The organism is Paraburkholderia sp. XV (genome assembly GCF_020177535.1).
GTDB lineage: Bacteria > Pseudomonadota > Gammaproteobacteria > Burkholderiales > Burkholderiaceae > Paraburkholderia > Paraburkholderia caribensis.
This window is the reverse complement of record NZ_JAGUUD010000046.1, coordinates 1-25,920: the sequence shown is the minus strand read 5'-3', so window position 1 is coordinate 25,920 and position 25,920 is coordinate 1. Positions and strand designations below refer to the sequence as shown.

General features: G+C 64.9%; 22 protein-coding genes and 2 tRNA genes. 11 read left to right on the top strand and 13 right to left on the bottom strand.

The features are described from left to right. The first annotated feature begins 14 nt into the window (after window positions 1–14). The gene (locus tag KFO72_RS21530; protein WP_054930289.1) at window positions 15–728 is read left to right on the top strand and encodes a DUF2968 domain-containing protein; all 714 of its coding nucleotides are present in this window, start codon (window positions 15–17) and stop codon (window positions 726–728) included. Between the two features lie 261 nt (window positions 729–989). Here the strand turns inward: KFO72_RS21530 and KFO72_RS21525 are convergent, their stop codons facing one another. Continuing rightward, a complete protein-coding gene (locus KFO72_RS21525; protein WP_225032989.1) occupies window positions 990–1,160 on the bottom strand; it encodes a hypothetical protein in 171 nt (56 codons plus the stop codon). Window positions 1,161–1,430: 270 nt separating this feature from the next. Between KFO72_RS21525 and KFO72_RS21520 the strand changes: the two genes are divergently transcribed. Continuing rightward, on the top strand, window positions 1,431–1,658 hold the full coding sequence (locus KFO72_RS21520; RefSeq protein ID WP_060602628.1) for a hypothetical protein: 228 nt from the start codon (window positions 1,431–1,433) through the stop codon (window positions 1,656–1,658). 77 nt (window positions 1,659–1,735) lie between these two features. Here KFO72_RS21520 and hfq read toward each other — a convergent pair whose 3' ends face one another. Further along, the gene (gene hfq / locus KFO72_RS21515; protein WP_054930290.1) at window positions 1,736–2,191 is read right to left on the bottom strand and encodes an RNA chaperone Hfq; all 456 of its coding nucleotides are present in this window, start codon (window positions 2,189–2,191) and stop codon (window positions 1,736–1,738) included. Between the two features lie 516 nt (window positions 2,192–2,707). Between hfq and KFO72_RS21510 the strand changes: the two genes are divergently transcribed. The 6 genes from KFO72_RS21510 (at window position 2,708) to KFO72_RS21485 (ending at window position 7,067) form a co-directional block, all read left to right on the top strand. Next, window positions 2,708–2,854, top strand: coding sequence for a hypothetical protein (locus KFO72_RS21510; RefSeq protein ID WP_167352345.1), 147 nt, complete (start codon window positions 2,708–2,710; stop codon window positions 2,852–2,854). Between the two features lie 33 nt (window positions 2,855–2,887). After that, window positions 2,888–3,406 carry a sigma-70 family RNA polymerase sigma factor gene (locus tag KFO72_RS21505; protein WP_036004697.1) on the top strand — a complete coding sequence of 173 codons (519 nt, stop codon included), beginning with the start codon at window positions 2,888–2,890 and terminating at the stop codon, window positions 3,404–3,406. Window positions 3,407–3,416: 10 nt separating this feature from the next. Next, the gene (locus tag KFO72_RS21500; RefSeq protein WP_060600424.1) at window positions 3,417–4,211 is read left to right on the top strand and encodes an anti-sigma factor family protein; all 795 of its coding nucleotides are present in this window, start codon (window positions 3,417–3,419) and stop codon (window positions 4,209–4,211) included. A gap of 246 nt (window positions 4,212–4,457) precedes the next feature. Beyond that, on the top strand, window positions 4,458–4,958 hold the full coding sequence (locus KFO72_RS21495; protein ID WP_225032988.1) for a hypothetical protein: 501 nt from the start codon (window positions 4,458–4,460) through the stop codon (window positions 4,956–4,958). Between the two features lie 120 nt (window positions 4,959–5,078). Next, window positions 5,079–6,659, top strand: coding sequence for an FAD-binding oxidoreductase (locus KFO72_RS21490; protein ID WP_225032987.1), 1,581 nt, complete (start codon window positions 5,079–5,081; stop codon window positions 6,657–6,659). Between the two features lie 21 nt (window positions 6,660–6,680). Further along, window positions 6,681–7,067 carry a hypothetical protein gene (locus KFO72_RS21485; protein ID WP_225032986.1) on the top strand — a complete coding sequence of 129 codons (387 nt, stop codon included), beginning with the start codon at window positions 6,681–6,683 and terminating at the stop codon, window positions 7,065–7,067. On the opposite strand, the gene KFO72_RS21480 is transcribed toward KFO72_RS21485, so the two are convergent. From KFO72_RS21480 to KFO72_RS21440, 9 genes are all read right to left on the bottom strand, one after another. After that, window positions 7,068–8,051 (bottom strand): DUF1571 domain-containing protein, encoded by a 984-nt coding sequence (locus KFO72_RS21480; protein ID WP_054930294.1) that lies wholly within the window; start codon window positions 8,049–8,051, stop codon window positions 7,068–7,070. A 61-nt stretch (window positions 8,052–8,112) separates the two neighbouring features. Next, window positions 8,113–9,921, bottom strand: coding sequence for an AMP-binding protein (locus tag KFO72_RS21475; protein ID WP_054930295.1), 1,809 nt, complete (start codon window positions 9,919–9,921; stop codon window positions 8,113–8,115). Between the two features lie 80 nt (window positions 9,922–10,001). Next, window positions 10,002–11,324 carry an acetyl-CoA C-acetyltransferase gene (locus KFO72_RS21470; RefSeq protein ID WP_225032985.1) on the bottom strand — a complete coding sequence of 441 codons (1,323 nt, stop codon included), beginning with the start codon at window positions 11,322–11,324 and terminating at the stop codon, window positions 10,002–10,004. Window positions 11,325–11,465: 141 nt separating this feature from the next. Further along, window positions 11,466–12,383 carry a MaoC/PaaZ C-terminal domain-containing protein gene (locus tag KFO72_RS21465; RefSeq protein WP_060600436.1) on the bottom strand — a complete coding sequence of 306 codons (918 nt, stop codon included), beginning with the start codon at window positions 12,381–12,383 and terminating at the stop codon, window positions 11,466–11,468. Between the two features lie 5 nt (window positions 12,384–12,388). Next, entirely contained in the window at window positions 12,389–13,840 is a 1,452-nt protein-coding gene (locus tag KFO72_RS21460; RefSeq protein WP_225032984.1) for a 3-oxoacyl-ACP reductase, read from the bottom strand. Between the two features lie 182 nt (window positions 13,841–14,022). After that, a complete protein-coding gene (locus KFO72_RS21455; protein ID WP_082433780.1) occupies window positions 14,023–15,339 on the bottom strand; it encodes a M60 family metallopeptidase in 1,317 nt (438 codons plus the stop codon). Window positions 15,340–15,463: 124 nt separating this feature from the next. Next, window positions 15,464–17,962: an acyl-CoA dehydrogenase gene (locus KFO72_RS21450; protein WP_225032983.1), complete on the bottom strand. Its 2,499-nt coding sequence runs from the start codon at window positions 17,960–17,962 to the stop codon at window positions 15,464–15,466. 230 nt (window positions 17,963–18,192) lie between these two features. Next, window positions 18,193–19,122 carry a TetR/AcrR family transcriptional regulator gene (locus KFO72_RS21445; RefSeq protein ID WP_225032982.1) on the bottom strand — a complete coding sequence of 310 codons (930 nt, stop codon included), beginning with the start codon at window positions 19,120–19,122 and terminating at the stop codon, window positions 18,193–18,195. A 294-nt stretch (window positions 19,123–19,416) separates the two neighbouring features. After that, window positions 19,417–20,640: an MFS transporter gene (locus tag KFO72_RS21440; RefSeq protein WP_054930300.1), complete on the bottom strand. Its 1,224-nt coding sequence runs from the start codon at window positions 20,638–20,640 to the stop codon at window positions 19,417–19,419. A gap of 308 nt (window positions 20,641–20,948) precedes the next feature. Between KFO72_RS21440 and KFO72_RS21435 the strand changes: the two genes are divergently transcribed. Continuing rightward, the gene (locus tag KFO72_RS21435) at window positions 20,949–21,446 is read left to right on the top strand and encodes a GNAT family N-acetyltransferase (RefSeq protein ID WP_225032981.1); all 498 of its coding nucleotides are present in this window, start codon (window positions 20,949–20,951) and stop codon (window positions 21,444–21,446) included. 182 nt (window positions 21,447–21,628) lie between these two features. On the opposite strand, the gene KFO72_RS21430 is transcribed toward KFO72_RS21435, so the two are convergent. Together KFO72_RS21430 and KFO72_RS21425 are read right to left on the bottom strand one after the other, a co-directional pair. Further along, window positions 21,629–21,715: transfer RNA gene (locus tag KFO72_RS21430), tRNA-Leu, on the bottom strand. A 223-nt stretch (window positions 21,716–21,938) separates the two neighbouring features. After that, window positions 21,939–22,025 (bottom strand) — tRNA-Leu (locus tag KFO72_RS21425). 397 nt (window positions 22,026–22,422) lie between these two features. Between KFO72_RS21425 and rnr the strand changes: the two genes are divergently transcribed. Further along, complete coding sequence (gene rnr, locus KFO72_RS21420) at window positions 22,423–24,888, top strand: ribonuclease R (protein ID WP_062915445.1); 2,466 nt, start codon at window positions 22,423–22,425, stop codon at window positions 24,886–24,888. A 115-nt stretch (window positions 24,889–25,003) separates the two neighbouring features. After that, window positions 25,004–25,747, top strand: coding sequence for a 23S rRNA (guanosine(2251)-2'-O)-methyltransferase RlmB (gene rlmB, locus KFO72_RS21415; protein ID WP_062915444.1), 744 nt, complete (start codon window positions 25,004–25,006; stop codon window positions 25,745–25,747). Window positions 25,748–25,920 lie beyond the last annotated feature (173 nt).

The following is a 25,920-nucleotide window of genomic DNA, read 5'->3' as shown; positions in this document are numbered from 1 at the left end:
CGAGCAGAAATTACATGGACCAGAAGTCGAAAGTTCGACACATCGTGATGTCGGCAATGATCGTTTTCGGGGGCGTTCAAGGGGTCTACGCGCAGAGTTCCGCCGGCAACGGCACGGACGACGCAGCGAGTGTGATCGCTGCGCAGACCACGCCTGCTGCTGCTCCCGTCGATGCGGCCAGTCAAACGATTGCGCTCACGCCGGACGAGGCGAAGCAGTCGGCGGCGGGCAATGTCGCGGAACTGCAACAGAAGATTCACGGCACCGATATCACCGAACTGCGCACGACCTACAACGGCAGCTACGGTGCGAGCCTGTTGTTCTATGGCAAGGACATGACGTACTACGTCGCGCTCTTCCAGCAGAAGAACTTCTGGCGCGTGATCAAGACGCAGGACGAAACGCGCGCCGAGCAGATCTACCGCGACTTCGCGCGCCAGACAGCGCAGCTGTCTGATGTCGAGATCCGCCGCACCAAGCTCGAAGCGCAGAAGGCGTACACCGATCGCCTCGTCGCGCTGTCGCAGGAACGCGCGAACCGTCTGCAGGCCGACCTGAACATCGCGCACCAGCAGCAGACCATCGTCAACAGCATGCAGCAGCAGACCCGTGCCGAAGCGGCTGCGCTTGCGCAGCAGAAGGCGCAGTCGCAGGAGCAGTTGCGCGCGGCGCAGCGCCAGGTGCGCGATCTGCAGCGCCAGCTCGAAAGCGGTTTGCCGGTGCACTGACGTTGCGCGAGCCGCGCCGGCCTTCACGGTTTCGCGGCTCGCCTTGTCTGTTTGAGCAGACCCGCGCCACGCGTCCGGCCATGCGTGTGTTCGTTCGTCTGCGCCGCCGCGAGGCGTTTGCGTCGACGTACGCAGCGATAGCAACGTGAGCCGTGCATCCGCGCACGGCGCACGCGTCGTCGCTCACACGGCCGTCTCTACCCATCCCGCGCGCGCGTAGCGTCCGCGCGGATGGCATATCTCGCCCCGCAAGTGCCTTCCTTAGCGCGACTTCTTCTGCTTGCCTTGACGGTTATCGTCGTCGTCCTCGTCGGGATCGACCGCGATCGGGTCGCTGGCGGGAAAGGTCTCGTCGAGCGCTTCGTCCAGGCGTTCGTCGCTGGACGGATGTGTTTCGGGGGCCTTCGGGTTGGGGTGTTTCGAAGTGGACATGACGGGCTCCGCTACATAGATTGAAGTCAGCATAACGCAACCAGGCCGTCGCAGTCGCCTGGGCCAATGGCATAGGTCAAATGCACGTGGACAGCACGCGGCGTGGCGCGAATCGCACACGGACCCGCGACTCAGGTTGAAGATCGCGAAAGCATGTTGTAGGTTCCATGCAGGCCAATGGAATTTCTCGCGGGATCGTTCGTTATAACGGTGTCACACGACGCTGGCGCGTACGAAAGCGCCGGGCGCGGCTGGCTTACGAGGGCGACCATGCAACCGAACGGATATGGCAGCGGACAGCGCTTGAACGCGTCACATGTTGTCGAGTCGGAACTGGAGCATCTGGAGTGGGCGATGCGTCAGCCGATGGTGCGTCTGCTGAACGCGCGCTACTGGCAGCGACGGGTGCTCGAAGTGAAGTGCGGGTATGAACTGACTGCCCAGCAGGGCGTGCGGATCGAGAAGATGCTCAAGCAGCTGGCCAGTCGTCCCGGCTAGCCAGCCGCCCGTGTTGCGATGCAGGCGCGCCCGGTGCGCGCCTCATTCTGCCGTGAAGCCTGTCCGGCCTCGCGGCCTTATTCAGTGCCGCCGCCGTTGTTACCCTGATCGCTACCATTGTTGCCCGCGCCATACAGGCGTCTGCGGCGGGTGACGACCACGGGAGCGTCCGACGACGAAGACCGGTCCGACGGCCCTTGCGATGCGCCATACGACTCACGCGGCTCGCGCGGTTCCCGGGGCTCGCGGTGTTCGCGCGAGCCGTGCGGGCCACGCGCGGAATGTTCGCCATGCGACGGCCGTCCTGCGCGCGGCGCGGGGCGTGTGCCCGTGTCGAGCTGGATCGTGGAAATGGCGCGCTTGTAGATGCCTTGCAGCCCGACAGGCGTGCGCAGCATCACCAGATACTGGTCGAACGACTCGATGCAGCCCGTCAGGCGAATGCCGTTGACGAGGTAAATCTCGACGCGCTTACGTTCTTTGCGCGCTGCGTTCATAAAGTCGTTTTGCGGATGCGATTCTGCGGAAGGCATGGACAATTGTGTGTAGAGAAACGGTTGTTCGCCGTGATTTTACCCGTTGTCGCTTTGTGGCGACATGATGGTTCCAGAGGTCGAACTGGGTTGACGACCACTATAACCACTTGTGGGCGCGGAAGCATCCTTAAAAGATCAAGTGTAACGTTGAGTTACCAAATCAATGCGGCGCTATGCGCGCCAGCCAACGTTCACAGGCGGACGAAGGCGCCCGGCGGCGTCGGCACGCACGCTCGTTCGAGACGACAGATGCCGCCATCGGCGCAGGCGGCGGAATAAAACGCCGGCCGCGAGCGTTTATCGGTCAGGCATCGCACGAAAGCCGCGAAGCCGTGAGACGGCAGGACGGACGCATCAGCAGCACGCATCGGCAATGGGCGTCAGTCTCTGCAGAAAGTTTCCTCAACTGTCCAATGGGTCACCGGCGTCGCGTCATTTGTCGCTCGCGCGCGTGCCGCCGGATCAACGCATGGCCACGCGATACGTCGCGCCTCGCCGTGCAGGAGGTTTTACATGAAAGTGTCCAGACTGGTATCGGCTGTATTCGTTGTGCTCGCGCTCGGGGTGGCGTCGCTCTCGCTGAGCGCATGTCAAGCCATGGGCGATGGAAGCTCGGGTGCGAGCAGCAGCGGCACGAGCGGCAGCAGTGGCGGCTATTGACGATGCCTGTGCCCGCATGACGGCGCGCGCCGGGTGAACTTCGAGGCCGAAGTGATTTCGTGGCTCCCGCAGTTGCGGCGCTATGCGCGCGCGCTGACGGGCGACCCTGCTTGGGCGGACGATCTCGTTCAGGATACGGCCGAGCGCGCGCTCGCGCGCTGGAAGGGCTTCCGCCCCGACAGCAATCTGCGCGCGTGGCTGCTGACCATTCTGCGGCACCTGTATATCGACCAGTTGCGCGTGCGCCGCGAAATCGCCGTCGACGACGAGAGCGCGCCATGGCGCAATCTCGAAGCGCCGCGCGGCGAAGTCGACGGTCTGGTGTTGCGCGATGTGCAGCGCGCGCTTTATTGTCTGCCAGTCGAGCAGCGCGAGGTGATGTTGCTGGTTTGCGTGGAGGAGTTGAGCTATCAGGAGGCGTCTGCGGCGCTCGGCGTGCCGATCGGCACGGTGATGTCGCGGCTGTCTCGCGCCCGCGAGCATATGCGGGCATTGTTGACGGAAGGGCCTGTCCACAAGTCGCCGTCGCTGAAAGTGGTGAAGGCCAGGTGAGAAGCGCGCAATGAACAACGACGAAAACACTACCGGTTCCGCGAACGCGCCAGATCTGCGCGCGCTGTCGGCATTCGTCGACGGCGAGTTGTCAGAGCGCGAGCGCGAGGCCGTGCGCGAGCATCTGGCGCGCGACCCGCAGGCATCCGCGCAGGTCGCGTCGTGGCGCGCGCAGAAGGCCGCGCTGCAGGCGCTGTGCGGCGCGCCCGAACGCGAGGAGCCGCCGTTCATCGTGCTGCGCGCGCGCATTCCGTGGTGGCGCCGCGTGGCCGTCGCCGCGTGCTGGCTCGCCGTCGGCGCGGGGCTGGCGCTCGCGCTCGGCCCGCTGGTGCCGCGCCTCGGAGGCGGCGGCAATGGCGACGTGATGTCGTTCGCGCGGCGCGCGGATATCGCGTATGCCGTCTATACGCCGGAGCGCCGTCATCCCGTCGAGGTGGCGGCCGCCGAGGAAGAGCATCTGATCAACTGGCTGTCGAAGCGCCTGAACCGCCACCTGTCCGTGCCGTCGCTGCAGGAGTACGGCTATACGCTCGTCGGCGGACGGCTGTTGCCGGGCGAGGCAGGCCCCGCCGCGCAATTCATGTACGAGAACCAGGGCGGCGCGCGGCTCACGCTCTACGTGACGGGTATTCCGAAAGACGAGACCGCGTTCCGGCTGTTCCGCGACGGCAACCGTCGCACCTTCTACTGGATCAGCGACCGCATGGGCTACGCGTTGTCCGGCCCGATCGAGGAAGACAAGCTGCGCTCGATTGCGATCGAAGTGTGCGGCGAACTCGGCGGCCGTCCGGAGACGTGGCAGTAATCGTCGCGCCGCAGCGTCGTTCCACGTGCCGGAAACATCGCGTAACACGATCCGCGCCGCCGCTTCCCGTGCGGCAGGAATAGCGCCTTGTGCACAAGCGTTTAAGTTGTGCAGGCGCGTGATTTTTCGCTCACGGCTAATCTGCAGCGGCCATTGGCCGCGCGTCCTGCAAGGCGAATCGAGGGCGTCTTCACGGCGACGGCACACGAACGTGCCGCAACGCCGCACCGTCGGGCAGGACACATCATGCGTACTTTGTTTGGACTCGGCGCGGCGCTGTGCGTGTGCGCCGGATGCGCGGTGCCGGCTTCACCGCCCGTTGCCGCGCAAGAGCCGCTCAACGATCAGATGACATGCCGCAACATCGTCGGCCAGGCGGAGATCGACGGCACGACGCAGCAGATCAGCGGGCTTGCTTGCCAGCAGCCGGACGGGACATGGCAAATCCAGCAAGGCGGCGACGCAGCCGCCGTCGTCTATCCGATTCCCGCCTATCCTTACTATGATCCGTGGTATTGGGGGCCGCCTGTCGCCGTGGGCTTCGGCGCGTCGTTCGTGTTCGTCGACCGGTTCCATCATTTCCATCACATGAACCACGTGCACTGGGGGCGGCCGGGCGGCGGATTCCACGGAACGGGCGGCATGCACGGCTGGGGCGGCGGGCACACATGGGGCGGTGGGCACACATGGGGCGGCGGGCATACATGGGGCGGCATGGGCGGCATGGGTGGCGGGCATCGGCGTTGACCGTGCGCGATGCGTGTCGCGCGAACGCATCGCGTCGACTATCAGTAATGAACAAACGCTAACGGGCGACAGCAGGCAACCCAGCCAGCCAATACCGCTTCGACACGACGAGGGCACACCTTGACACGCATCCTGCCGCCGGACATTTCCGCCGCGACGTTCGACCGCGCGCTCGCCGCCTTCGAGGCGATCGTCGGCGCCACCCAGGTCGCGTCGTCGCCAGCGAGCCTTGCGCCCTATGCCGATCCGTTCGCGCCGGGCTCGCTGGCTGCATCGTTCGTGCCGTCGGCTGCGCTGCTGCCCGCGAGCGTCGATGAGATCCGCGCGATTCTGCGCGTCGCGAACGAGTACCGCATTCCGCTCTGGACGGTGTCCACAGGGCGCAACTTTGCGTATGGCGGAGCGGCGCCGCGTTTGCCGGGATCGGTGGTGCTCGATCTGCAGCGGATGAACCGGATTCTCGCCGTCGACGAGCCGCTCGCCTATGCGCTCGTCGAACCCGGCGTCAGCTACTTCGATCTGCATCATCATCTGCGCGAGCGCGGCTACAAGTTGTGGGTCGATCCGCCCGCAGCGGGCTGGGGCAGCATTGTCGGCAACACGCTCGAACGCGGCTTCGGCACGACGAACTACGGCGATCACGCAGCGGCGCAATGCGGGATGGAAGTGATGCTCGCGAATGGCGAACTCGTGCGAACGGGCATGGGCGGGATCGAGATCGGCACGTCGTGGCAGGCGTTCAGGCATGGCTACGGGCCGTCGTTCGATCCGATGTTCATGCAGTCGAATTACGGCATCGTCACGAAGATGGGCGTCTGGCTGATGCCCGCGCCGAGCGCGTATCTGCTGGGCGAAATCCAGTTTCAGCGCGACGACGATCTGGAAGCGGTCGTCGAGACGCTGCGGCCGTTGCGGCTGAACGGCACGATCGGCAACCAGGCGGTGATCGAAGGCGCGCTGCGGCGGGCGGCGGGCATCGGGCCGCGCTCTCAGTGGTATCAGGGCATGGGCGTGATGCCGGAGAGCGCGATCGCGTCGATGACCGAGGCGCTCAAAATTGGCCGCTGGAATCTGCATTACGCGCTCTACGGCGAGCGCGAAGTGATCGAAGCGCAAGAGCGGCTCGTGCGGCGCGCATTCGGCCGCATTCCGGGTGCGCGGATGCTGTCGAAGACCTACGACGGCAACGCGGAGCCGGAGGCGGGCGGCGATCGCAACCTCGCCGGCATTCCGGGCATGACGGCGTTCCGCATGCTCGAATGGCGCGGCGGCAGTGGCGCGCATGTCGACTTTTCGCCCGTCTGTCCGGCAACAGGGCGCGATGCGATGCGCCAGTATTCGATGGCGAAGGCGCGCGCCAACGAATACGGCTTCGACTACTACGGCGGCTTCACGTCGGGCGAGCGGCATCTGCATCACATCGCCGCGGCGATCTTCGACAAAAGCGACGCGCGGCAGAGCGAACTGGCCGGCGACCTGCTGCGCGCGTGGATGAGCGACGCGCACGGCGCGGGTTACGGCGAGTACCGCTCGCATCTGGTCTACATGGACTTCGCGGCGGCGCGCTACAGCTTCAACGACGGCGCCATGCTGCGGCTGTCGGAGACGATCAAGGACGCGCTCGATCCGATGGGTATCCTGTCGCCGGGCAAGCAGGGCATCTGGCCAAAGGCGTTTCGCAACTGGCGCGGATACACATGACCACGAGCATGAGGGCATGACATGCAGCGGCGCACATTCATCGCAGCGGGCGCGTGGCTAGCGCCGGCTTTCGGGATGCCGTGGCTTCGTCTGGACGGGATGCGCGCCGATCTCGCGCTGATCGACACGGCGCTGCCCGAATCCACGGCGCTGAGCGATCACGCCGCGCGCATGCGTCTGCCCGTTTTCGATGTGAGCGCCGCGCCGCACGCCGATATCGCCGCGCTCTGGTACGACACGCTCGCGCCGCGCATGCTGCATCCGGGCGGACGGCTGACGCTCGTCGGTCTCACGCGCGCCGCCGACTTCTTCGTGCTCGCGCGCCTTGCGCTGCCACCCGCCGCGCCGATCACGCACGCGCGCAGCGTGCCGCAGCGCGCGTCGGTCGCGTTCGCGCTGACAGCCTGATCAGAACCGGTAGTCGGGGTTTTTCGGATCGAACGCCATGTCGTCGAAGGTTTTCGGCGTGATCGTCAGGAACACGATGCGTTCGAAAATCTGGCCGTCGTTGCCGTACGATTCGGCCGTCCGGAAATAGGGATGCCGCAGATCGAGGCCGAGTACTTCCTTTTTCGCGTAGTACTCGGGCTGACCCGTCGGCGTTTCATAGGTGAAGGCAACGACGCGCACGCCGCCGACCGTTCGCACGTCGATGCTGGCAGGCCGCGTGATCCCCACATTGGCGAACTTCCGGCCTTCGTCGAGAAACTGCTGCGCGATGAACTCGGTGCCCAGATCGCGCACGCGATGGTTCGACTGCGAGCGCGCCAGCGTGCCGTTGATCGACGTCCATAGCGGGATGATGTTGAAGATGCCGCCGAGATGGCCGTACATCTCGTCGGCGCGCTTCGACTCGTCGTAGATGATTTCCTGACCCGAATGCGGGCCGTCGGGCAGCCACCTTGCGTAGATGCGCAGCGGCTCGCGCGTGAGCCGCACGAGCATGTGATCGGGCCGGCGCGGCCAGATGCCGCGAATGCGCTCCTGGCGCAGCATCGTGAACTCGTACGACGGGTAGCCGTTCGGCCCTTCCTCGATATAGCGCGGCACTGTGAGCGGATCGAACGATTCGAACAACGCGACGAGCTGCGCGTCGTCCATCTGCTCGAGCGCGCCGCTTTGCGCGGCGTTGCGCAGCCATTTGACCTGCTGCTCCAGCGGCAGCTTCGCGGCATTCGCGACGGCCTCGCTCGCGCCCAGCGCGATCTGGGGGGCGACATGCGCGGCGAGCGCGGCGGCATCGTTCTGCGCGGCGGCGGCGCCCGCGATGAACACGCAGGCCAGCTGCGCGACGATCAGCGATATCCAGCGCGAGCCATAAAGTGAGCCACAGCGCGAGCCGAAGCGCGGCCACCAGCGGGCGAGCTTTTCCACCAACTCCGGGTGACGCATGAATCGCTCCCAAAAGCGCGGAAGGCTTCGCCGTTGCTACGCGGTCAGGCGCGCGAAACCGTCACGAGGTTGTCTGCTTTGCCAGCTCCTGATCGCGCAGCTCGCGCCGCAGAATCTTGCCGACATTCGTTTGCGGAAGCTCGTCGCGGAACTCGACGACCTTCGGCACCTTGTAGCCCGTCAGATTCTTGCGGCAATGCGCGATCACCTGCTCCTCGGTGAGCGAAGGGTTGCGCCGTACGACGAACACTTTCACGCGTTCACCCTGCGCGACGTCGGGAATGCCGATCGCGGCCACTTCGCGCACGTCGGGGTGCATCGCGATCACGTCTTCGATCTCGTTGGGATACACATTAAAACCCGACACAAGAATCATGTCTTTCTTGCGGTCGATCAGCCGGATATAGCCGCGCGAATCCATCACGCCGATATCGCCTGTCGCGAGCCAGCCGTCGTCGTCGAGCACCTTGGCGGTTTCCTCGGGACGGTTCCAGTAGCCTTTCATCACCTGCGGACCTTGTACGCACAGCTCGCCCGGTTCGCCGATATTCGCCCAGCTGCCGTCGTCCTTGCGAAAGCGCACCTGAGTGGACGGCGCGGGCAGGCCGATCGAGCCGTCGAACTCGCGCATGCGCTTGAGATCGACCGGGTTCATAGAGACGATCGGCGAGCACTCGGTCAGCCCGTAGCCTTCGATGATCGGCTTGCCCGTCACCTCGCGGAAACGGTCGGCCACGGCTTTTTGCATCGCCATGCCGCCTGCCATCGCGAGCTTGAGCTTCGAGAAATCGCGGTGACGGAATTCTTCGTTGTCGAGGAACGCGTTGTAGAGCGTGTTGACGGCTGTGATGCCCGTGAAGGTTTCGTGCCGCAGAATCTTCATCACCATCTTGATGTCGCGCGGGTTCGCGATCAGGATGTTGCGCCCGCCCAGTCCCATGAAGATCATCGCGTTCACGGTCAGCGAGTAGATGTGATAGAGCGGCAGCGGGGTGAGCACCGTTTCGATCTCGTCGGTCAACTGGCCTTCCGCCCAGACCTTCGCCTGCAGCAGATTCGCGACCATGTTCCGGTGCGTGAGCATCGCGCCTTTCGCGACGCCCGTCGTGCCGCCCGTGTATTGCAGGAACGCGAGGTCGGTAGGGGAGATCTGCACGGGCGCGAGCGTGCGCCGGTAGCCCGTTGCGAGCGCATCGAGCAACGGCACGGCTTGCGGCAGGTTGTACGCGGGCACCAGTTTCTTCACGTGGCGCAGGATGAAGTTGATCAGCTTGCCTTTCAGATTGAGACCGTCCTTGAGCAGATCACCTAAGCCCGTGACGATCACGTTCTGCACGCGCGTGCCGGGCAGCGAGTCTTCGACAGTCTTCGCGAAGTTCTCGAACACGATGATGGTCTGCGCGGCGCTGTCCTTCAGTTGATGCGACAGTTCGCGCACCGTATAAAGCGGATTCACGTTGACGACAACCGCGCCCGCTTTCAGCACGCCGAATAGCGCGACGGGATACTGGAAGGTATTCGGCAGCATGATCGCGACGCGGTCGCCGGGCTTCACGCCGATGCTCTGCAGATACGCGCCGAACGCGGTCGCCTTGCGCGCCAGTTCGGCGTACGTGAGACTTTCGCCGACGCTCACATAGGCGACGCGCTCGCGAAAGCGCGTCGTGCATTCGTCGAAGAACTCGACGAGCGACGCGTACTGCGACACGTCGATCTCGCGCGGCACATCGGGCGCATACGACGCATACCAGATGCCGTCGGTGTTCGGCGCGCGCTGCGCTTGCGTCGGTTGCGTTGGTTGTGTCGGTTGCGTCTGAGATTGCATCTGCGTCTGCGTCTGCGTTGATTGCGATGTGGTCGGCTCGGTCATGGCGATGTCTCCCGGAGTGCCAGCTTTGTCGTTGTTTGTGTCGTGTGCATGAATCGTTCGGGTGCGGATGGCGCGCGATTCTACCGTTCCAGAATCGCGACCACACCCTGGCCGCCCGCCGCGCAGATCGAAATCAGCCCGCGCGCCGTGCCCGCCGGCTTGTCGAGCTGCGCGAGCAGCTTTGCGAGTCCGGCGACGATGCGTCCACCCGTGGCGGCGAACGGATGGCCCGTCGCGAGCGATCCGCCGTTCACGTTCATTTTCGCGCGATCGATGGTTCCCAGCGCGCCTTCGAGTCCCAGTTGCGTGCGGCAGTACTCATCGTCCTCCCAGGCGGCGAGCGTGCAGAGCACCTGCGCCGCGAACGCCTCGTGAATTTCGTAGAAGTCGAAATCCTGCAACGTCAGGCCCGCGCGTTTCAACATGCGCGGCACGGCGTACGCAGGCGCCATCAGCAAGCCCTCTTTCTTGTCGAAGAAATCGACGGCGGCCGTCTCGTGCCAGCTGAGCCACGCCAGCACGGGAAGGCCGCGCGCCGCCGCCCATGCCTCGCTGGCGAGCAGCACGGCCGATGCGCCGTCCGTCAGCGGTGTCGAGTTGCCCGCCGTCATCGTGCCCGCGTCGCGGTCGAACACGGGCTTCAACGTAGCCAGCTTCTCCAGCGTCAGGTCGCTGCGCAGGTTGTTGTCGCGTGCGAGACCGCGAAAGGGCGTCATCAGGTCGTTCAGAAAGCCGCGCGCGTAGGCTTCCGTCAGCTTGCGGTGGCTATCGTAGGCGAGCACGTCTTGTGCCTCGCGCGAAATACCCCAGCGCTTGGCCATCAGCTCGCAGTGCTCGCCCATCGACAGCCCTGTGCGCGGTTCGCTGTTGCGCGGCAAAAGCGGCTTGAAGAACATGCCGGGCCGCAGCTTGGCGAGCGCGCCGACGCGCTGCCCCGCCGACTTGCCGCGGTTCGCTTCGAGCAGGATCTTGCGCAGCCGTTCGTTGACGCCGATGGGCGCGTCCGAGGTCGTATCGGCGCCGCCCGCAATGCCCGCTTCGATCTGGCCGAGCGCGATCTTGTTGGCCACCAGAATCGCCGCTTCGAGGCCCGTGCCGCATGCCTGTTGCACGTCGTAGGCGGGCGTTTCCTTTGCGAGCGTGGTCGACAGCACGGCTTCGCGCGTCAGGTTGTAGTCGCGCGAATGCTTGATGACGGCGCCCGCCGCGACTTCGCCGAGGCGCTCGCCATGCAGGTTGTAACGGTCGATCAGACCTTGCAGCGCGAAAGTCAGCATGTCCTGGTTCGACGCCGTCGCGTAGGCCGTGTTCGAGCGCGCGAACGGGATGCGGTTGCCGCCCACTATCGCCACGCGGCGCGCGGCGGGAAGCGGGTGGGATGGCGGATGTGACGGGGCAGGCATCGAGTGGCTCCCTGGGAGTGTCCGTCTGCTGGACGGATCGGATCGTGCATGCAGCGCCCGGCACCTGCTTGAAACGGATCAGGCCGGGCATGGATTCCAACGTCGGATGCAGGCCGTGCAGCGGGGCGCGCACGGCGCGCGTCATTGCAGGTTCCACTGGAAGCGGCCGCGCAGGTGCGGCTTGCCGCCTTCGGGATCGCGTACTTCGAACTCGCGCGCAGTGGGCGAGGGCGATGCCGTCCACAGCGACGCTTCGCCGGGCAGCAGCATCGGCAGCTTGAATTCGCCTGCGAGCGTCGCATCGGCGAGGCGCCTGGGCGGTTGCAATGCCGCCGCCGTGCGTGCCAGCGTCCACATGCCGTGCGCGATCGCGCGCGGAAAGCCGAACGCTTTGGCCGAGAGCATCGACAGATGGATCGGATTGAAGTCGCCCGAGGCCTTCGCGTAGTCGCGGCCCAGTTGCGACGGAAGCTGCCAGCGCGCCGCGCGCGCGAGCGTGTCGCCCGCCGTCTCCAGCGGCGCGAGCGGATCGCCGCTCGCCGCGACGCCGCGCTTCAGATACACGCTGTCGCCGTCCCAGACGGCTTCGCCGCGCCGGTAGACGCGCGTCTGCAGCACGAACGCCTGGCCCTTGTCGTGGCGCAGGCGCGCACCGAATTCGACCTCGACGCGCAAGGTGTCGTCGAACGACAGCGGGCGGCGCATGTGCACGCTATTCGCCAGATGGACGAGGCCGAGCGCCGACCACGGAAACGCGGGCTCCGTCAGCAACATTAGATGCAGCGGGAACGCCAGCAGATGCGGAAACGTGAACGGAATGCCCTGCTCGGGGAAAAAGCCGCACACCCGCGCATAGCGCTCGATCGCGACGGAATCGAGCGATACGGCGGGACGCACCAGCCGGAGCAGCGGCAGATCGCTCGGGCGGTTGCGCTGGAAGCCCTTGACGACACCCGTCAGCGCCCGCGCATACAGGTTCGCGGGTTTGGGCAGTTCCGGCAGCACGATCGTTTTCAGGCGCGGCGCGCCGAACACCGAACTGGAGTCGTAGAACGCCATGACGGTCACGCTCCTATCAGGCTTTGTCCGCACACCCGCACGACCTGGCCCGTCACGCCCGCCGAGCCGGGATGCGCGAGCCAGGCGATGGTCTGGGCGACGTCGGCGGGCTGGCCGCCCTGGCTCATCGAATTCATCCGCCGGCCCGCTTCGCGCAGCGCGAGCGGCATTTTCGCGGTCATCTGCGTTTCGATGAAGCCGGGCGCGACTGCGTTGATCGTGATGCGACGCGCGGCCAGATACGGCGCCATGCCCTGCACGCGGCCGATCACGCCCGCTTTCGATGCCGCGTAGTTGGTCTGTCCCAGGTTGCCCGCGATACCGCTGATCGAAGATACGCAGATAATGCGCCCGCCGTCGCGCAGCGTGCCTGCTTCGAGCAGCGCGTCGTCGATGCGTTCCTGCGCCGACAGATTGATGTCGATCACGCTGCGCCACGCCGCTTCCGTCATCTTCGCGATGGTTTTGTCTTTCGTGATGCCCGCGTTGTGCACGAACACGTCGACGCCGAGTTCGTCGAGCGCCGCGGCGATCTGCGCGGGCGTTTCCGGCGCGGCGATGTCGAGCGCGAGCGCCGTGCCGCCGAGCTGGCGCAGGGTGGCGTCGAGCGCTTGCGTGGCGCTGGGAATGTCGATGCCGATCACGTGCGCGCCCTGGCTCGCGAGCACGTTCGCGATCGCCGCGCCGATGCCGCGCGCCGCGCCCGTCACGACGGCGCGCTGGCCGGCGAGCGGCTGGGTCCAGTCGAAGTCCTGGCCCAAGTCCTGGCCCAAGTTCTGGCCGAAGTTCGGCGCGATGCCGCCGGGCGCCGCGCCGATCCGCACGACCTGGCCCGACACGTACGCCGAACGCGGCGACAGAAAGAAGCGCAGCGTCGATTCGATGCCGCTTTCGGCCCCTTGCGACACATAAATCAGATTGGCCGCGATGCCGCGCCGCGCTTCCTTGCCGAGCGAGCGCGTCATGCCTTCGAGCGCGCGTTGCGCCGTCCACTGGCGCGGGCTCGCGCACGCTTCGGGCGGGCGGCCGAGCACGACGATCCGGCCGCATGTGTCGAGCGAGCGCACTGCGTCATGAAAGAACGTGTAGAGCGATTCCAGTTGCGCGCTGCTTTCGATGCCGCTCGCATCGAACACGAGCGCCTTGACGCGCGCCTGCGAGCCGGCTGCGGGATCGGCGGGCTCGAAGCGGCCCGTCATCAGTCCGTGGCGGTTCGCGAGCGGCACCCACAGGCCCGCGCTGGCATGCGCGACGCTCGTCATGCCGATATGCGCGACCACGTCGGCGAGCGCGTCGAGCAGTTGCGGCGCGGGCCCCGCGCCGACGGCGACGATGCCGTCGAATTCCGGCGCATCGGCGCGGTAGCGGCGCAGTACCTCGGGCTTCGGCAAACCGAGCGAGCGCGCGACCCGCGCGCCCAGCGGCGAATTGACGAAGTTCAGGTAGGAATCGTTCACGTTATTGGCTCCTGGCCCCCGGACGGGCGGATGAACGACAGTGTGCACGGAGCGCGTGACTTGCCGCAAGCTGGGGGACGGATTTGCGGGGGCGGGCGTCTGCGGCATGTTGCGGTGCGTTGCACGATGTGGGCTCTGTCATGTGCCAGCCGCGCCGCAACTGGACGCTTCAGCCTGACCGGTCAGGTTTCGATCGCGCGCACGGGAAGACGCAGCGCGGCGATCTTGCCGTACGCGTCTGCGCTGGCCCGCAAACCCCATTTTTCGAAGAATGGACGCAGATCGTTGCCGGATACCGTGCACATCGCCACCACGAACTGGTCGACCCTGTTTGCCTCCGATACGTCGTCAGGCAAAGGATGCTCGCGGTAATACCGGAACAGCCGGGTGAAAAGATCCCAGCCGTAGGCGCGCTTCAGCTGATCGAACATCACGAGCCGCACGAACGCGAGGCCGTCGTACTCGCCGTCCACGTCCGATACATAGTCGCGCGACGCACGGGCGAGATAGTCGCGCGCACGTTCGCGAGGCGTGATGCCGTCATGTTCGGGCACGTCCAGCCGGTTGGGCTCGCCCATCTTTTCCTGCACATACAGCGAGAACAGGTTGACGGAGACTTCGGCCAGCGTGTCCCATGTCCAGGAGTTCTGCTGGTGCGTATGTCCGACCTCATGCCAGATGGACCACTCCCTGCGCAGACGCGCCGGGTCGGTGAGGTCGGCGGTGTTGTCCGCGAACATGCCGATGAACTGGTCGGTGGCATACATGTACACCCCTTTTCTTTCCTTCGGTGAGGTGCGGAAGTCGACCACGAGGTGTGCGCGCAGTGGTGTGCGCGCGTCGGCCGGTGTTGCGCCGTCGAATCCTGCCAGTGTGTCCTGCATCGCGAGCACCTGCCCGATCGTCGCCAGGGTGGCGGAGGGATCGGCGATGGGATCGCGCCGGAACACGTCGCGTGGCAACGTGATCATGCTTTGCTGGCCGACCAGTTGAACGAACGGCGCGTCCGCGTAGCGATCCAGTTGCGCCCGCCAGTCGCCCATGCTCGTGCGGCCTTGCACGAAGAGGGGCAACGGCTTGCCATCCGCGATCGATACCTCGACTTCAGTCGACATGGCGGGCCTGCCGGCCGGCGCGGTGATCGTGATGAACAGCGGGCCGTTCTGGCTGGCGACGAACCGGTTGTTGCCGTTGCGCAGGCGGGCGGTCTGCTGATCCCGCGACGACTTTCCGATCATGCGGCGGAAGCCGACCATCGCGCGCGCACGATACCCGCCGGGCATGCCGCCGACGTTCACGCGCACGGTCTCGCCCTTACGCACGTAGCGACCCGTGGGTTGCTGATCCGACAGCTCCATGATCGTGTTCATGCGTTTCATCTCGGCTTCGGCCGAGGGTAGCGGCGTGAATGAATAGCGTCCCGACTGGTTGTCGAAGTGGGCAGCCGACGCTGCCGAGGCGAGAAAGGCAAGGCTGACAAGCGTTGGAATCCTTAGCATCTATGCGTCCCTTCTTCGAGTTGCTGCGGGGGAATACTAACGGATCGAGAGCGAAAGAAGGACGTTGGCCGGCCGCCCCCCTGCGGCAGCCGTCAAACGATGCGCGGTGAATCGAGCAGATGGGTCAGGCGGCCAGTTCCATTGCCTTGTCGAGGGCTTCCTTGCGCCGTTGCAGGTCGGCGAGCAGGCCGAAGTCGGCGGGAAAGTCGTCGACCTTCACGACCTCGGCGCCGTAGCGCGCGTAGTCGTCGAGCACCTTGCGCTCGTCTTCGTCGATCAGCCCGCGCTGCTGCGCCGCCTCCGTCCATTCGGCGAGATCGGCGAGGCTTTGCGGAATCGGCGCGAGGCGGCCGTGTTTGATCGCTTCGCGCAAGCGCTGTTCGATCTGCGCGACCTGCGGCGTCAGCGCGAACGCCAGCTCGCCGTAGCCGATCGCGTCGACGCTGGCGTGCGGCACATACGAATCCGCGAGCAGGCGGTCGCGCGTGTCGCCCGGCGTCTGCATCAGTGCGGCGATGGTGCTGCCGAGCGCATCGGACGGCGCGCGATGCGGCAGGCCGAACGGAAACGCGAGCATCCGCACGAGGCCCGCGGCGAAGCGGTTCGGATAGTTTTGCAGGACGCCGTCGAGGGCGGTTTGCGCGCGATACAGCGCATCTTCGACACCCCATTGCACGAGCGCCATATCGCTGCCGTGACGGCCTTCGTCTTCGTAACGCTTGAGCGTCGCGGAGATCAGATAGAGCTGCGACAGCACGTCGCCCAGACGCGCCGAGATACGCTCGCGGCGCTTCAGTTCGCCGCCGAGCACGAGCATCGACACGTCGGCGAGCAGCGCGAAGACGGTCGAAAGGCGAGTGGCCGCGCGGTAGTAGCGCACGAGCGGCGCGTGCGCGCGCTGCGGCTTCGCGATCAGCACGCCGCCCGTCAAGCCGTGCACGAGGCTGCGCACTGCGTTCGACAGCGTGAAGCTCATATGGCCGAAGAACGCGTCGTCGAAATCGCGCAGCGCCTTCGCGCGGTCGGGCTCGCGCGTCGCGGCCATTTCCTTGAGCACGTACGGATGGCAGCGGATCGCGCCCTGGCCGAAGATGATCAGGCAGCGCGTGAGGATATTCGCGCCTTCGACGGTGATCGAAATCGGCACCTGCTGGTACGCGCGCGCGAGAAAGTTCGACGGCCCCATGCAGATGCCTTTGCCCGCGACGACGTCCATGCCGTCATCGATCACTTCGCGGTTGCGTTCGGTGATGTGGTACTTCGAGATCGCCGAAATCACCGACGGTTTCTCGCCGAGATCGACGGCCTGCGCGGACAGGCGGCGCGCGGCGTCCATCACGTAGAGGTTGCCGCCCATGCGGCCGAGCGCTTCCTGCACGCCCTCGAACTTGCCGATCGCCGTGCGGAACTGACGCCGCACGGCCGCATACGCGCCCACGCCGCGCACCGCGATTTTCGACATGCCCACATTCGACGACGGCAGTGAAATCGCGCGGCCCGCCGCGAGGCATTCCATCAGCATGCGCCAGCCGTTGCCGACCTGCGCGCGTCCGCCGATTACCCAGTCGAGCGGAATGAACACGTCGTTGCCCCAGTTCGGGCCGTTCTGGAACACGGCATTGAGCGGCCAGTGACGGCGGCCGATGTTCACGCCGGGGTGGCGGGTCGGAATCAGCGCGCAGGTGATGCCCGGTTCGTCGTCCTGGCCGAGCAGATGGTCGGGATCGAGCGCGCGGAACGCGAGACCGAGCACCGTCGCGATCGGGCCGAGCGTGATGTAGCGCTTGCTCCACGTGACGCGAAAGCCGAGCGTCTCGCGCCCCTCGAACGTGCTCTTGCAGACGATGCCGACATCGGGAATCGCGGCCGCGTCCGAGCCCGCGTAAGGGCTCGTCAGCGCGAAGCAGGGGATCTCGTCGCCGCGCGCGAGACGCGGCAGATAGTGATTCTTCTGTGCGTCGGTGCCGTAGTGCAGCAGCAGTTCGGCGGGACCGAGCGAGTTCGGCACCATCACGGAGACGGCGGCCGCCGAGCAGCGCGTCGCGAGCTTCATGATGACCTGCGAGTGGGCGTAGGCGCCGAAGCCTTTGCCGCCGTACTGCTTCGGAATGATCATCCCGAGAAAACCTTTGTCCTTGACGAATTGCCACGCTTGCGGCGACAGGTCCTGCCAGATGGCCGTCGTTTCCCAGTCGTTCGCGAGATCGCAGAGTTGCTCGCATTCGTTGTCCAGGAATGCCTGTTCCTCGACGGACAGCGTGGCCGGGCCATAGCCGAGCAGCGTGTCCCAATGCGGGCGCCCGGAGAACAGCGAGGCGTCCCACCAGACCGTGCCCGCTTCGATCGCGTCGCGCTCGGTCGGCGACATGTCGGGCAGGATCTTGCGGAACAGGTCGAGCACCCGCGCGCTGAGCCACGCGCGGCGCAGCGGTTTGAGCGTCAGCACCAGCGCGGGAAGGACCAGCACGATCGACAGCAGGATCGTCGCCGTCGCGCCCACTGCGCGCGTCACGAAGGCAGCGGCGACCCACGCGACGAGGAACGCGAGCCACCACGAGGCCCGTGCCTGCCCATAGACGAGCGCCGCGGCGGCGACGATCAGCGCAACGATGAACCACGTCATGGCGATCCCTCCTTTTCGTTTTTTCAGGGCGAGCACGGCTTGCGATACATAGCCGGCTCGCGATGTCTTCGGGTTGTCTGGTGCGGGGCGGACGCCCGCTCTTATCCATCGCAGCCTGCGTGCCCGCCGCACCGAGCGGCGCGTCTAATGCGGTTCAGGCCCAGCGTTGCCTCGTTCGATACGAAGCGCAGACACCTGGGACGGTGCCTGCGCGCGTGCTGCAGCGGGTGTCAGCCGTGCGTCGCGTAGTGCGCGCCGTAATCGCGGGTGTCGGCGGGACGGTCGGCTTGCGCCGGTTGCGCCGGTTGCGCGAAGGACCCCAGGCCGGAGCGGTGGACCGCATCGGTCGATGGGTGCGGCTGCGATGCTTGCGGCGTCGATGGCGTCTGCGGCTCCGAGGCCGCCTGCGCTCCATCTTGCGCCGCCTGCCGAACCGCATCGCACGCGATGTCGGTGCTGCCCGCATCGCCGAGCACGGAGGCGAACACGGCGAGCTGGCTCGCATCGGGCAGCGGCGCCTTCAGCGCGGACACGATCAGCGACGCGAGCCGCGCGATCAGTTGCAGGTCGTTCATCGACTTGCCTTGCGAGAACTCGCTGATCAGGCTGTCGGTATCGGCGCCCGCCAGCACGCCGGAGAGTGCGCCGATCGCGAAGTGCAGCCGCCAGCCGAGTTCCTCACGCGGCAGATGCGGCAGCGCGCGCTGGAACGCATCGAAAAAGCGCACGGAGACGCTCGCGTAGTGCGCGTTGAGGAAGTCGCGGATGAACGGCGACGGATCGGTGTACGCGCGGCCCAGCAGCCGCAGGAACGCCTTGCCGCCGATTCGCGTGTCGCGCGAGACGCGCAGCGCTGGAATGAACATCGCGCCCAGCACGTGCTCGCAGGTCAGGCGCGTGCCGAGCATCGCGTCGAAACGGTCGAGCAGCTTGACGCGCTCCTGGTTCAGCAGATCGAGGCGGCGCGCCAGCATGGCGTGCATCAGCGCTTCCTTGCTGCCGAAGTGGTAATTCACGGCGGCCAGATTGACCTCCGCCTTCGACGTGATCTGCCGCAGCGACATCGCTTCATAACCGCATTCGATGAAGAGCGTCTCTGCCGCATCGAGGATCCGCGCCTTCGTGTCGCCGGCGTGGCGGCTCGTCGTCCGTGTTGTCATGTTGTGTCTCCCTGTGTGGGCGGAGTTTGCGCTTCAGCGCCTGACTCCCGCCCATCGAAACAATCGATTCAAATTGGAATTTGAAACGTGCGTTCTTTTTCAGGATAAGAATGCAGTCGGTGATCGGGCAAGAGGCGAGTGTCGATAAACCCCTCTAAAAGTGTCCGACCGCGCGTGCCCTCGCAGACGACGCGGACAAAAAAGGCCGCTCCGAAACGAATCGGAGCGGCCTCGTATCTGCTGCATTGGCCCGGGCGCCGTGGCGCCCTGATGTTGGATGTGCGGTGCGTGCGCTCAGTGTACCGTCGCCGCGACCTGTTCGGCGGATTGTGTCATATCTACGCCGCGCCGTTCGCGGCTGAACAGGATAAAGACGGCGATCACGACAGCGACGATGCCGATCACCGTCGCCATCACGCTCGCGTAGTCGTTGCCGTGCGCTTCGGCGATGCCCGCCTGGAGCGGTCCGTTCACCGACGCGATCAGGTTGCCCAGCTGGTACACGAGGCCAGGAAAGGTCGCTCGAATTTCATCGGGCGAGATTTCGTTCAGATGCACGGGAATCACGCCCCATGCGCCTTGCACCGAAATCTGCATCAGGAATGCGCCCGCTGCGAGCAGCACGGGCGTCGACGAGAACGCCCACAGCGGCAGCACGGGCAGCGCGATCAGCGCGGCGATGCAGATGGCGCGTTTGCGGCCGATCCGCTCCGACAGCGCGCCGAAGAACAGGCCGCCGCAGATCGCGCCGATGTTCAGCACGATCGTGATCCATTGCACGGTGTGGGCGTCGTGGTGGTGCTGCACGCGCAGGAAGGTCGGATACAGATCCTGCGAGCCGTGCGAGAAGAAGTTGAACGCCGTCATCAGGATGATGGCGTAGACGGACAGTTTCCAGTTCTGCTTGAGTGTGGCCACGAGTCCGGGGCGCGCCTTCTTCTCGAGCGTCTTGAACGCGGGCGATTCGGGCACGTGCGCGCGGATGTACAGCACGAGCAGGGCGGGCAACACGCCGACGAAGAACATGCCGCGCCAGCCGATGTACTGGTACAGCTGCCCGAACACGAGGCCCGCGAGCAGATAGCCGCTCGGATAGCCCGCCTGCAGCAGGCCGGAGACGAAGCCGCGTGCCTTGGGCGGCACGGTTTCCATCGTCAGCGCGCCGCCGACGCCCCATTCGCCGCCCATCGCGATGCCGAACAGGGCGCGCAGCACGAGTAGCGTGGTGAGATTCGGCGAGAGGCCGGACAACAGTTCGAGCAGCGAAAAGCACGCGATATTGACCATCAGCGTGGGGCGGCGGCCGAACTTGTCGGCGAGGTAGCCGAAGATGAGCGCGCCGACGGGCCGCATCATCAGGGTCAACATGATGGCGAACGAAACCGATTTGATGTCGGTGCCGAATTCACTGGCGATATCTTTCAGGACGAAAACCATCAGAAAGAAATCGAATGCGTCGAGAGTCCAGCCTAAATATGCCGCGATCGTGACGTTTCTCTGTTCCCGAGTCCAGCTCATTTCAATTGTTCTCCTGTCGATCGGAGTTGGCGTTTTGGCGCTTACTCTGATTCCATGCAACGTGGGTTGCGGTCTCCAATTCGTGCCATTCAATTGGCGAAAGACCTGGAATGGCACGGCATGCCCGTAACTAAAGGCTGCGACGAGTGTACGCCGACCATTAAGCGGCTGCATGAAACAGCCTGGCTTTGTCAGTGCTTATCCCTGGATAATCGATTTCGGAATCGGGAATGATGTCTGCATAATGTAATCTATGTATTAATTATGATTGAATACGGTTTGCTATTCGTAATAAACGGGAATAACAATTGCTGCCCGCTTTTTTCTCGCAACGCCTGTATTTAAAGCCGCGCACGCTGGCCGATCTCGACGATTGCATCGCGATGGATCGCGATCCCGAGGTCACGCGGCATATCGATGGTCCATGGCATGAGCCGGATGCGCATCGACGGTTTGTCGTGGATCGCATCACCCGCGCGTATCCGGATGGGCTCGGCTACTGGTCGATTGCCGAACGGAGTGCGCCGGCCCGTTTTGTCGGCTGGGTGCTGCTGATTCCGGAAGACACGTATGGGCCGGAGGTGGAGATCGGCTGGCGCCTCGTGCGTGAAGCGTGGGGCAGAGGCATCGCCAGCGAGGCGGCGCGCGTCGTGATCGCCCATGCATTTGGCACGGTTGGGCTGCATTCGGTGGTGGCGGGTATCGCCGAAGGCAATCTCGCTTCGCAGCGCGTTGCGCAGAAGTTGGGGATGAGGCGTGAAGGGAGCGTGGGCGGATATGTCCGGTTCAGGTCGGACGCGCGCTGACTTGAGCGCTTGAGCAGTCGTCGTTCAGGCTTGGGCGATGTTCGTGAGGTATGAACACGCGAAATCACTGAACACGCGACGTGGGTCGTTGCGTTGCCGATCGGCCGCGGTGAGACCGCCCGAAAAACAAAAAACCCCGCAGGCTTATCGCTTTGCGGGGTGATCTGTTCAGCTTGAGAGAGTGGTGCCCAGGAGAGGACTCGAACCTCCACGGTGTTGCCACCGCTAGGACCTGAACCTAGTGCGTCTACCAATTCCGCCACCTGGGCACGTCTCAAGCTAGACCGCTATTTTAACGAGAAGAATCTGCGTGTCAATCGGTATTTTGAAAACGCTTCATCTTTTCGTCAGGTTGTTCGCGCATCAAATGACTCGACGATCAACCGTTACTGCAACTTCCTGCCATGCTTCGTCGCGATCTTGAAACCGCCGCGAAGCGCAATGCTCTCACTACAATGAAAAACCGCCCGAAGGCGGCTTTTCATTTGAATCTGGTGCCCAAGAGAGGACTCGAACCTCCACGGTGTTGCCACCGCTAGGACCTGAACCTAGTGCGTCTACCAATTTCGCCACCTGGGCAAGGTGCGTTTGAAGCAGAGACCGCAATTATAGCGGGTCGAAGAAGCGTGTCAAGCATTTCGCGAAAACATTCGCGTGACGGCCGCCATGCTCGCGCGGGAGCGTGGCGCGCGTCGCGCAGTCGCCCGCCGGGCGGCGCGTAGCGGGCGAGACGGGTGTTAGAATCGCCGCAGTAGCAGGCTGGCGCCGGGCACCCGTGCGCGGCCCCGCGTGACGGGCCGGCGGGTCTCAGTGGGGCCTCGCTCAGGGCCGCATTCGCGGCCGCACGGTTGTCGACGGTCAGAGAGCAGTCGCAGTCAACAAAGTCACAAGAGCAGCAGTTGCAGTTCAAGTTCAGTTAGAGCAGCGTCATCCATCCGCCGACGTCCACGCAACGAGAACAATCATCGACAAGCCCTTGAGCAAATATCCGTATCCGATTCCAAGCCGCGAAGAAATCCTCGGCGTGCTACGCACGAGTGAAACGCCGCTTGCAGCGAACGACATCGCCGAAGCACTGTCGATCAAGCGCCAGGAGCGCGAAGGGTTTTTCAAGCGCCTTGCCGCGATGGAGCGCGATGGCCAGATCAGACTCGATCAGCGCGGCCATTATCAGTTGACTCATCCGTCGAACTTCGTCGCGGGCCGCGTGCAGGGCCATCGCGACGGCTACGGCTTTCTGATCCGCGACGACGGCCAGGACGACCTGTTCCTGCCGACGGGCGAAATGCAGAAGGTCATGCACAACGATCGCGTGCTGGCGCGTATCGTCGGTTATGACCGGCGCGGGCGTCCCGAAGGCCATATCGTCGAGGTGACCGACCGCGCGAACAAGCGCGTGATCGGCCGCCTGCTGAACGAGAACGGCGCGCTGATCGTCGCGCCCGAAGAGAAGCGTATCGGCCACGACATCCTGATCACGCAGAACACGAAGAAGGCGAAGGTCGGGCAGGTGGTGGTGGTCGAGTTGACGGACTTTCCGAGCCGCCATTCGCAGCCGCTGGGGCGCGTCGTCGAAGTGCTCGGCGACATCGACGACCCCGGCATGGAAATCGAAATCGCCGTGCGCAAATACGGCGTGCCGCACGAGTTCAGCCAGGCTGCCCTCGACGCCGCCGCGAAACTGCCCGACGAAGTGCGTCCCGTCGACATGAAGCATCGCGTCGATCTGCGCGATGTGCCGTTGGTTACGATCGACGGCGAAGATGCGCGCGACTTCGACGATGCTGTCTACTGCGAGCCGGTGAAAGTGGGGCGCGGCGACGGCTTCCGCCTGATCGTCGCGATCGCCGACGTGTCGCATTACGTGCTGCCCGACGGCGGCCTCGATGTCGATGCCGTCGAACGCAGCACGTCGGTGTATTTCCCGCGCCGCGTGATTCCGATGCTGCCGGAGAAGCTGTCGAACGGTCTGTGCTCGCTGAACCCGCAGGTCGACCGCTGCGTGCTGGTGTGCGACATGGTCATCACCGCGCGCGGCGAGATCAAGGCGTACCAGTTCTATCCGGGCGTCATGCATTCGGCCGCGCGTCTCACGTACACGGAAGTCGCGGCCGTGCTGACCAACACGAAGGGTCCGGAGGCGACGCGCCGCGCCGCTTTGCTGCCGCAACTGCAGAACCTGTACGGCGTCTACAAGTCGCTCTTCGCCGCTCGCCAGAAGCGCGGCGCGATCGACTTCGATACGACGGAGACGTATATCGTCTGTAATGCGCAGGGCAAGATCGAGCAGATCGTGCCGCGTCATCGCAACGACGCGCACAAGCTGATCGAGGAATGCATGCTGGCCGCGAACGTCTGCGCGGCCGACTTCATGAAGCGCAACAAGCACCCTGGCCTCTACCGCGTGCACGCGGGGCCGACGGCGGAGCGCCTCGAAAACCTGCGCACGTTCCTGCGCGGCATGGGCCTGACGCTCGGCGGCGGCGACACGCCGCACGCAAGCGACTACGCCGCGCTGATGGCGCACATCCGCGATCGTCCCGATGCGCAGATGCTGCAGACCATGCTGTTGCGCTCGATGCAGCAGGCCGTCTACAGCCCGGACAACATCGGCCACTTCGGTCTCGCCTATGAGGCGTACGCGCACTTCACGAGCCCGATTCGCCGCTATCCCGATCTGCTCACGCACCGCGCGATCTATGCGATCCTGCAGGGCCGCAAGTACGAGCCGAAGGCGCCGCACGGCGTCGAGCTGAACACGGCGCTGTCGCCGCGAGCCCGCGCATTGCAGGCGGAAGACGAGAAGCGCGGCAATCGCACCAATCGCGGCCGTCCGAACGCGGCGATCTGGGAAGAGTTCGGCCTGCACTGCTCGGCGAACGAGCGCCGGGCGGACGAAGCATCGCGCGACGTCGAAGCGTGGCTCAAGTGCTATTTCATGCGCGACAAGCTCGGCGAAGAGTATGGCGGCATGGTGAGCGGCGTGACGTCGTTCGGCATCTTCGTGCAACTCGATGCGCTCTTTATCGAAGGGCTCGTGCATGTGACGGAGCTCGGCTCGGACTACTTCCAGTACGACGAGATCAAGAACGAACTGCGCGGCGAGCGCACGGGCATCCGTTATCGCCTGTCGGATCGTGTGCGGGTGCAGGTGAGCCGCGTCGATCTCGACGCGCGCAAGATCGATTTCCGTCTGGTGCGCGACACGCCGGTGAAGTCGCAGTCGCATCGCGGCAACCCGGTGGAGAAGGCGAGCGATGCTGGCGGCCCGCGCGTGCGTTCCGTCGATCGCACGGCGCCCGTCGACGGCGCGCGGCGCAAGAAAGCGGCACCCGCGCAGACAGCGGCCGTGAAGGAAGCACGCACGGCGCGCAAGGCGGCGGCGTCGAAGAAGCGCGCGGCGTCGAAGTCGACCGCGAAGCCGGTGCACAAGAAGCGTTGATTCCGTAGTAACGCCGCGCGCGCGTCATGCGTGCGCGGCGCTCATTCTCATCGGGCGCGCCCTGAACTGTTCGACTGGTTTGGTCAGGTGCGCTCATTCAAAGGTTGTTCTAGTCATGTCACGTCTCAAGGTTCTCTACGGTTTTCATGCGGTGACGGCACGCTTGCGTCACGATTCATCGACGGTCGAAGAAATTTATTACGACCAGAGCCGCCGCGATCGCCGGATGAACGAGTTTCTGGCCGTGGCGAAAGAGGCGGGAGTGCGCCTGATTGCTGCCGACGAGACGCGGCTGTGGGGGCTTGCGCATACCGAGCGGCATCAGGGCGTGGTAGCGCGTGCGGGCGATCTGCCTTTGGCGCAGAACCTTGCCGAGCTGCTTGATGGCGTTCAGGGGCCGGCGTTGTTGCTGGTGCTGGATGGGATTACGGACCCGCACAATCTCGGCGCGTGTTTGCGGGTTGCCGACGCGGCGGGCGCGCATGCGGTGATTGCGCCGCGCGATCGGGCTGTGGGGTTGAATGCCACGGCGGCGAAGGTAGCGAGCGGTGCGGCTGATACGGTGCCGTACATTACCGTGACGAATCTGGCTCGCGCGTTGCGGGAGTTGAAGGATGCGGGGGTTTGGATCGTTGGCACTGCTGGGGAGGCGACAGCGTCGCTGTATGAGACGAAGCTCGATGGGCCGGTAGCGCTGGTTATGGGTGCCGAAGGGGAGGGGATGCGCAGGCTTACCCGCGATACGTGTGATGAGGTGATGAATATTCCCATGGCTGGGTCGGTGGAGAGCCTTAACGTTTCCGTTGCGTCAGGGGTTTGTCTGTTTGAAGCGGTGCGGCAGAGGAGTGTTAAGAAGTAGGTTTTTTTTGTCTGCGACGTGGGGTGGCTTTTTTGGCGGTGTGGTGGGGGTGTTGCGCGGGCGGTTTGGTTTGGTTTGCTTTGCTTTGCCTGTTCGGGCTGGTATCCGCGGTTTGGGTTTTGCGCTGGCATCCGCGATTCGTTAGCGTGCTTCAGGCGTCGCCCCTGTGCGGG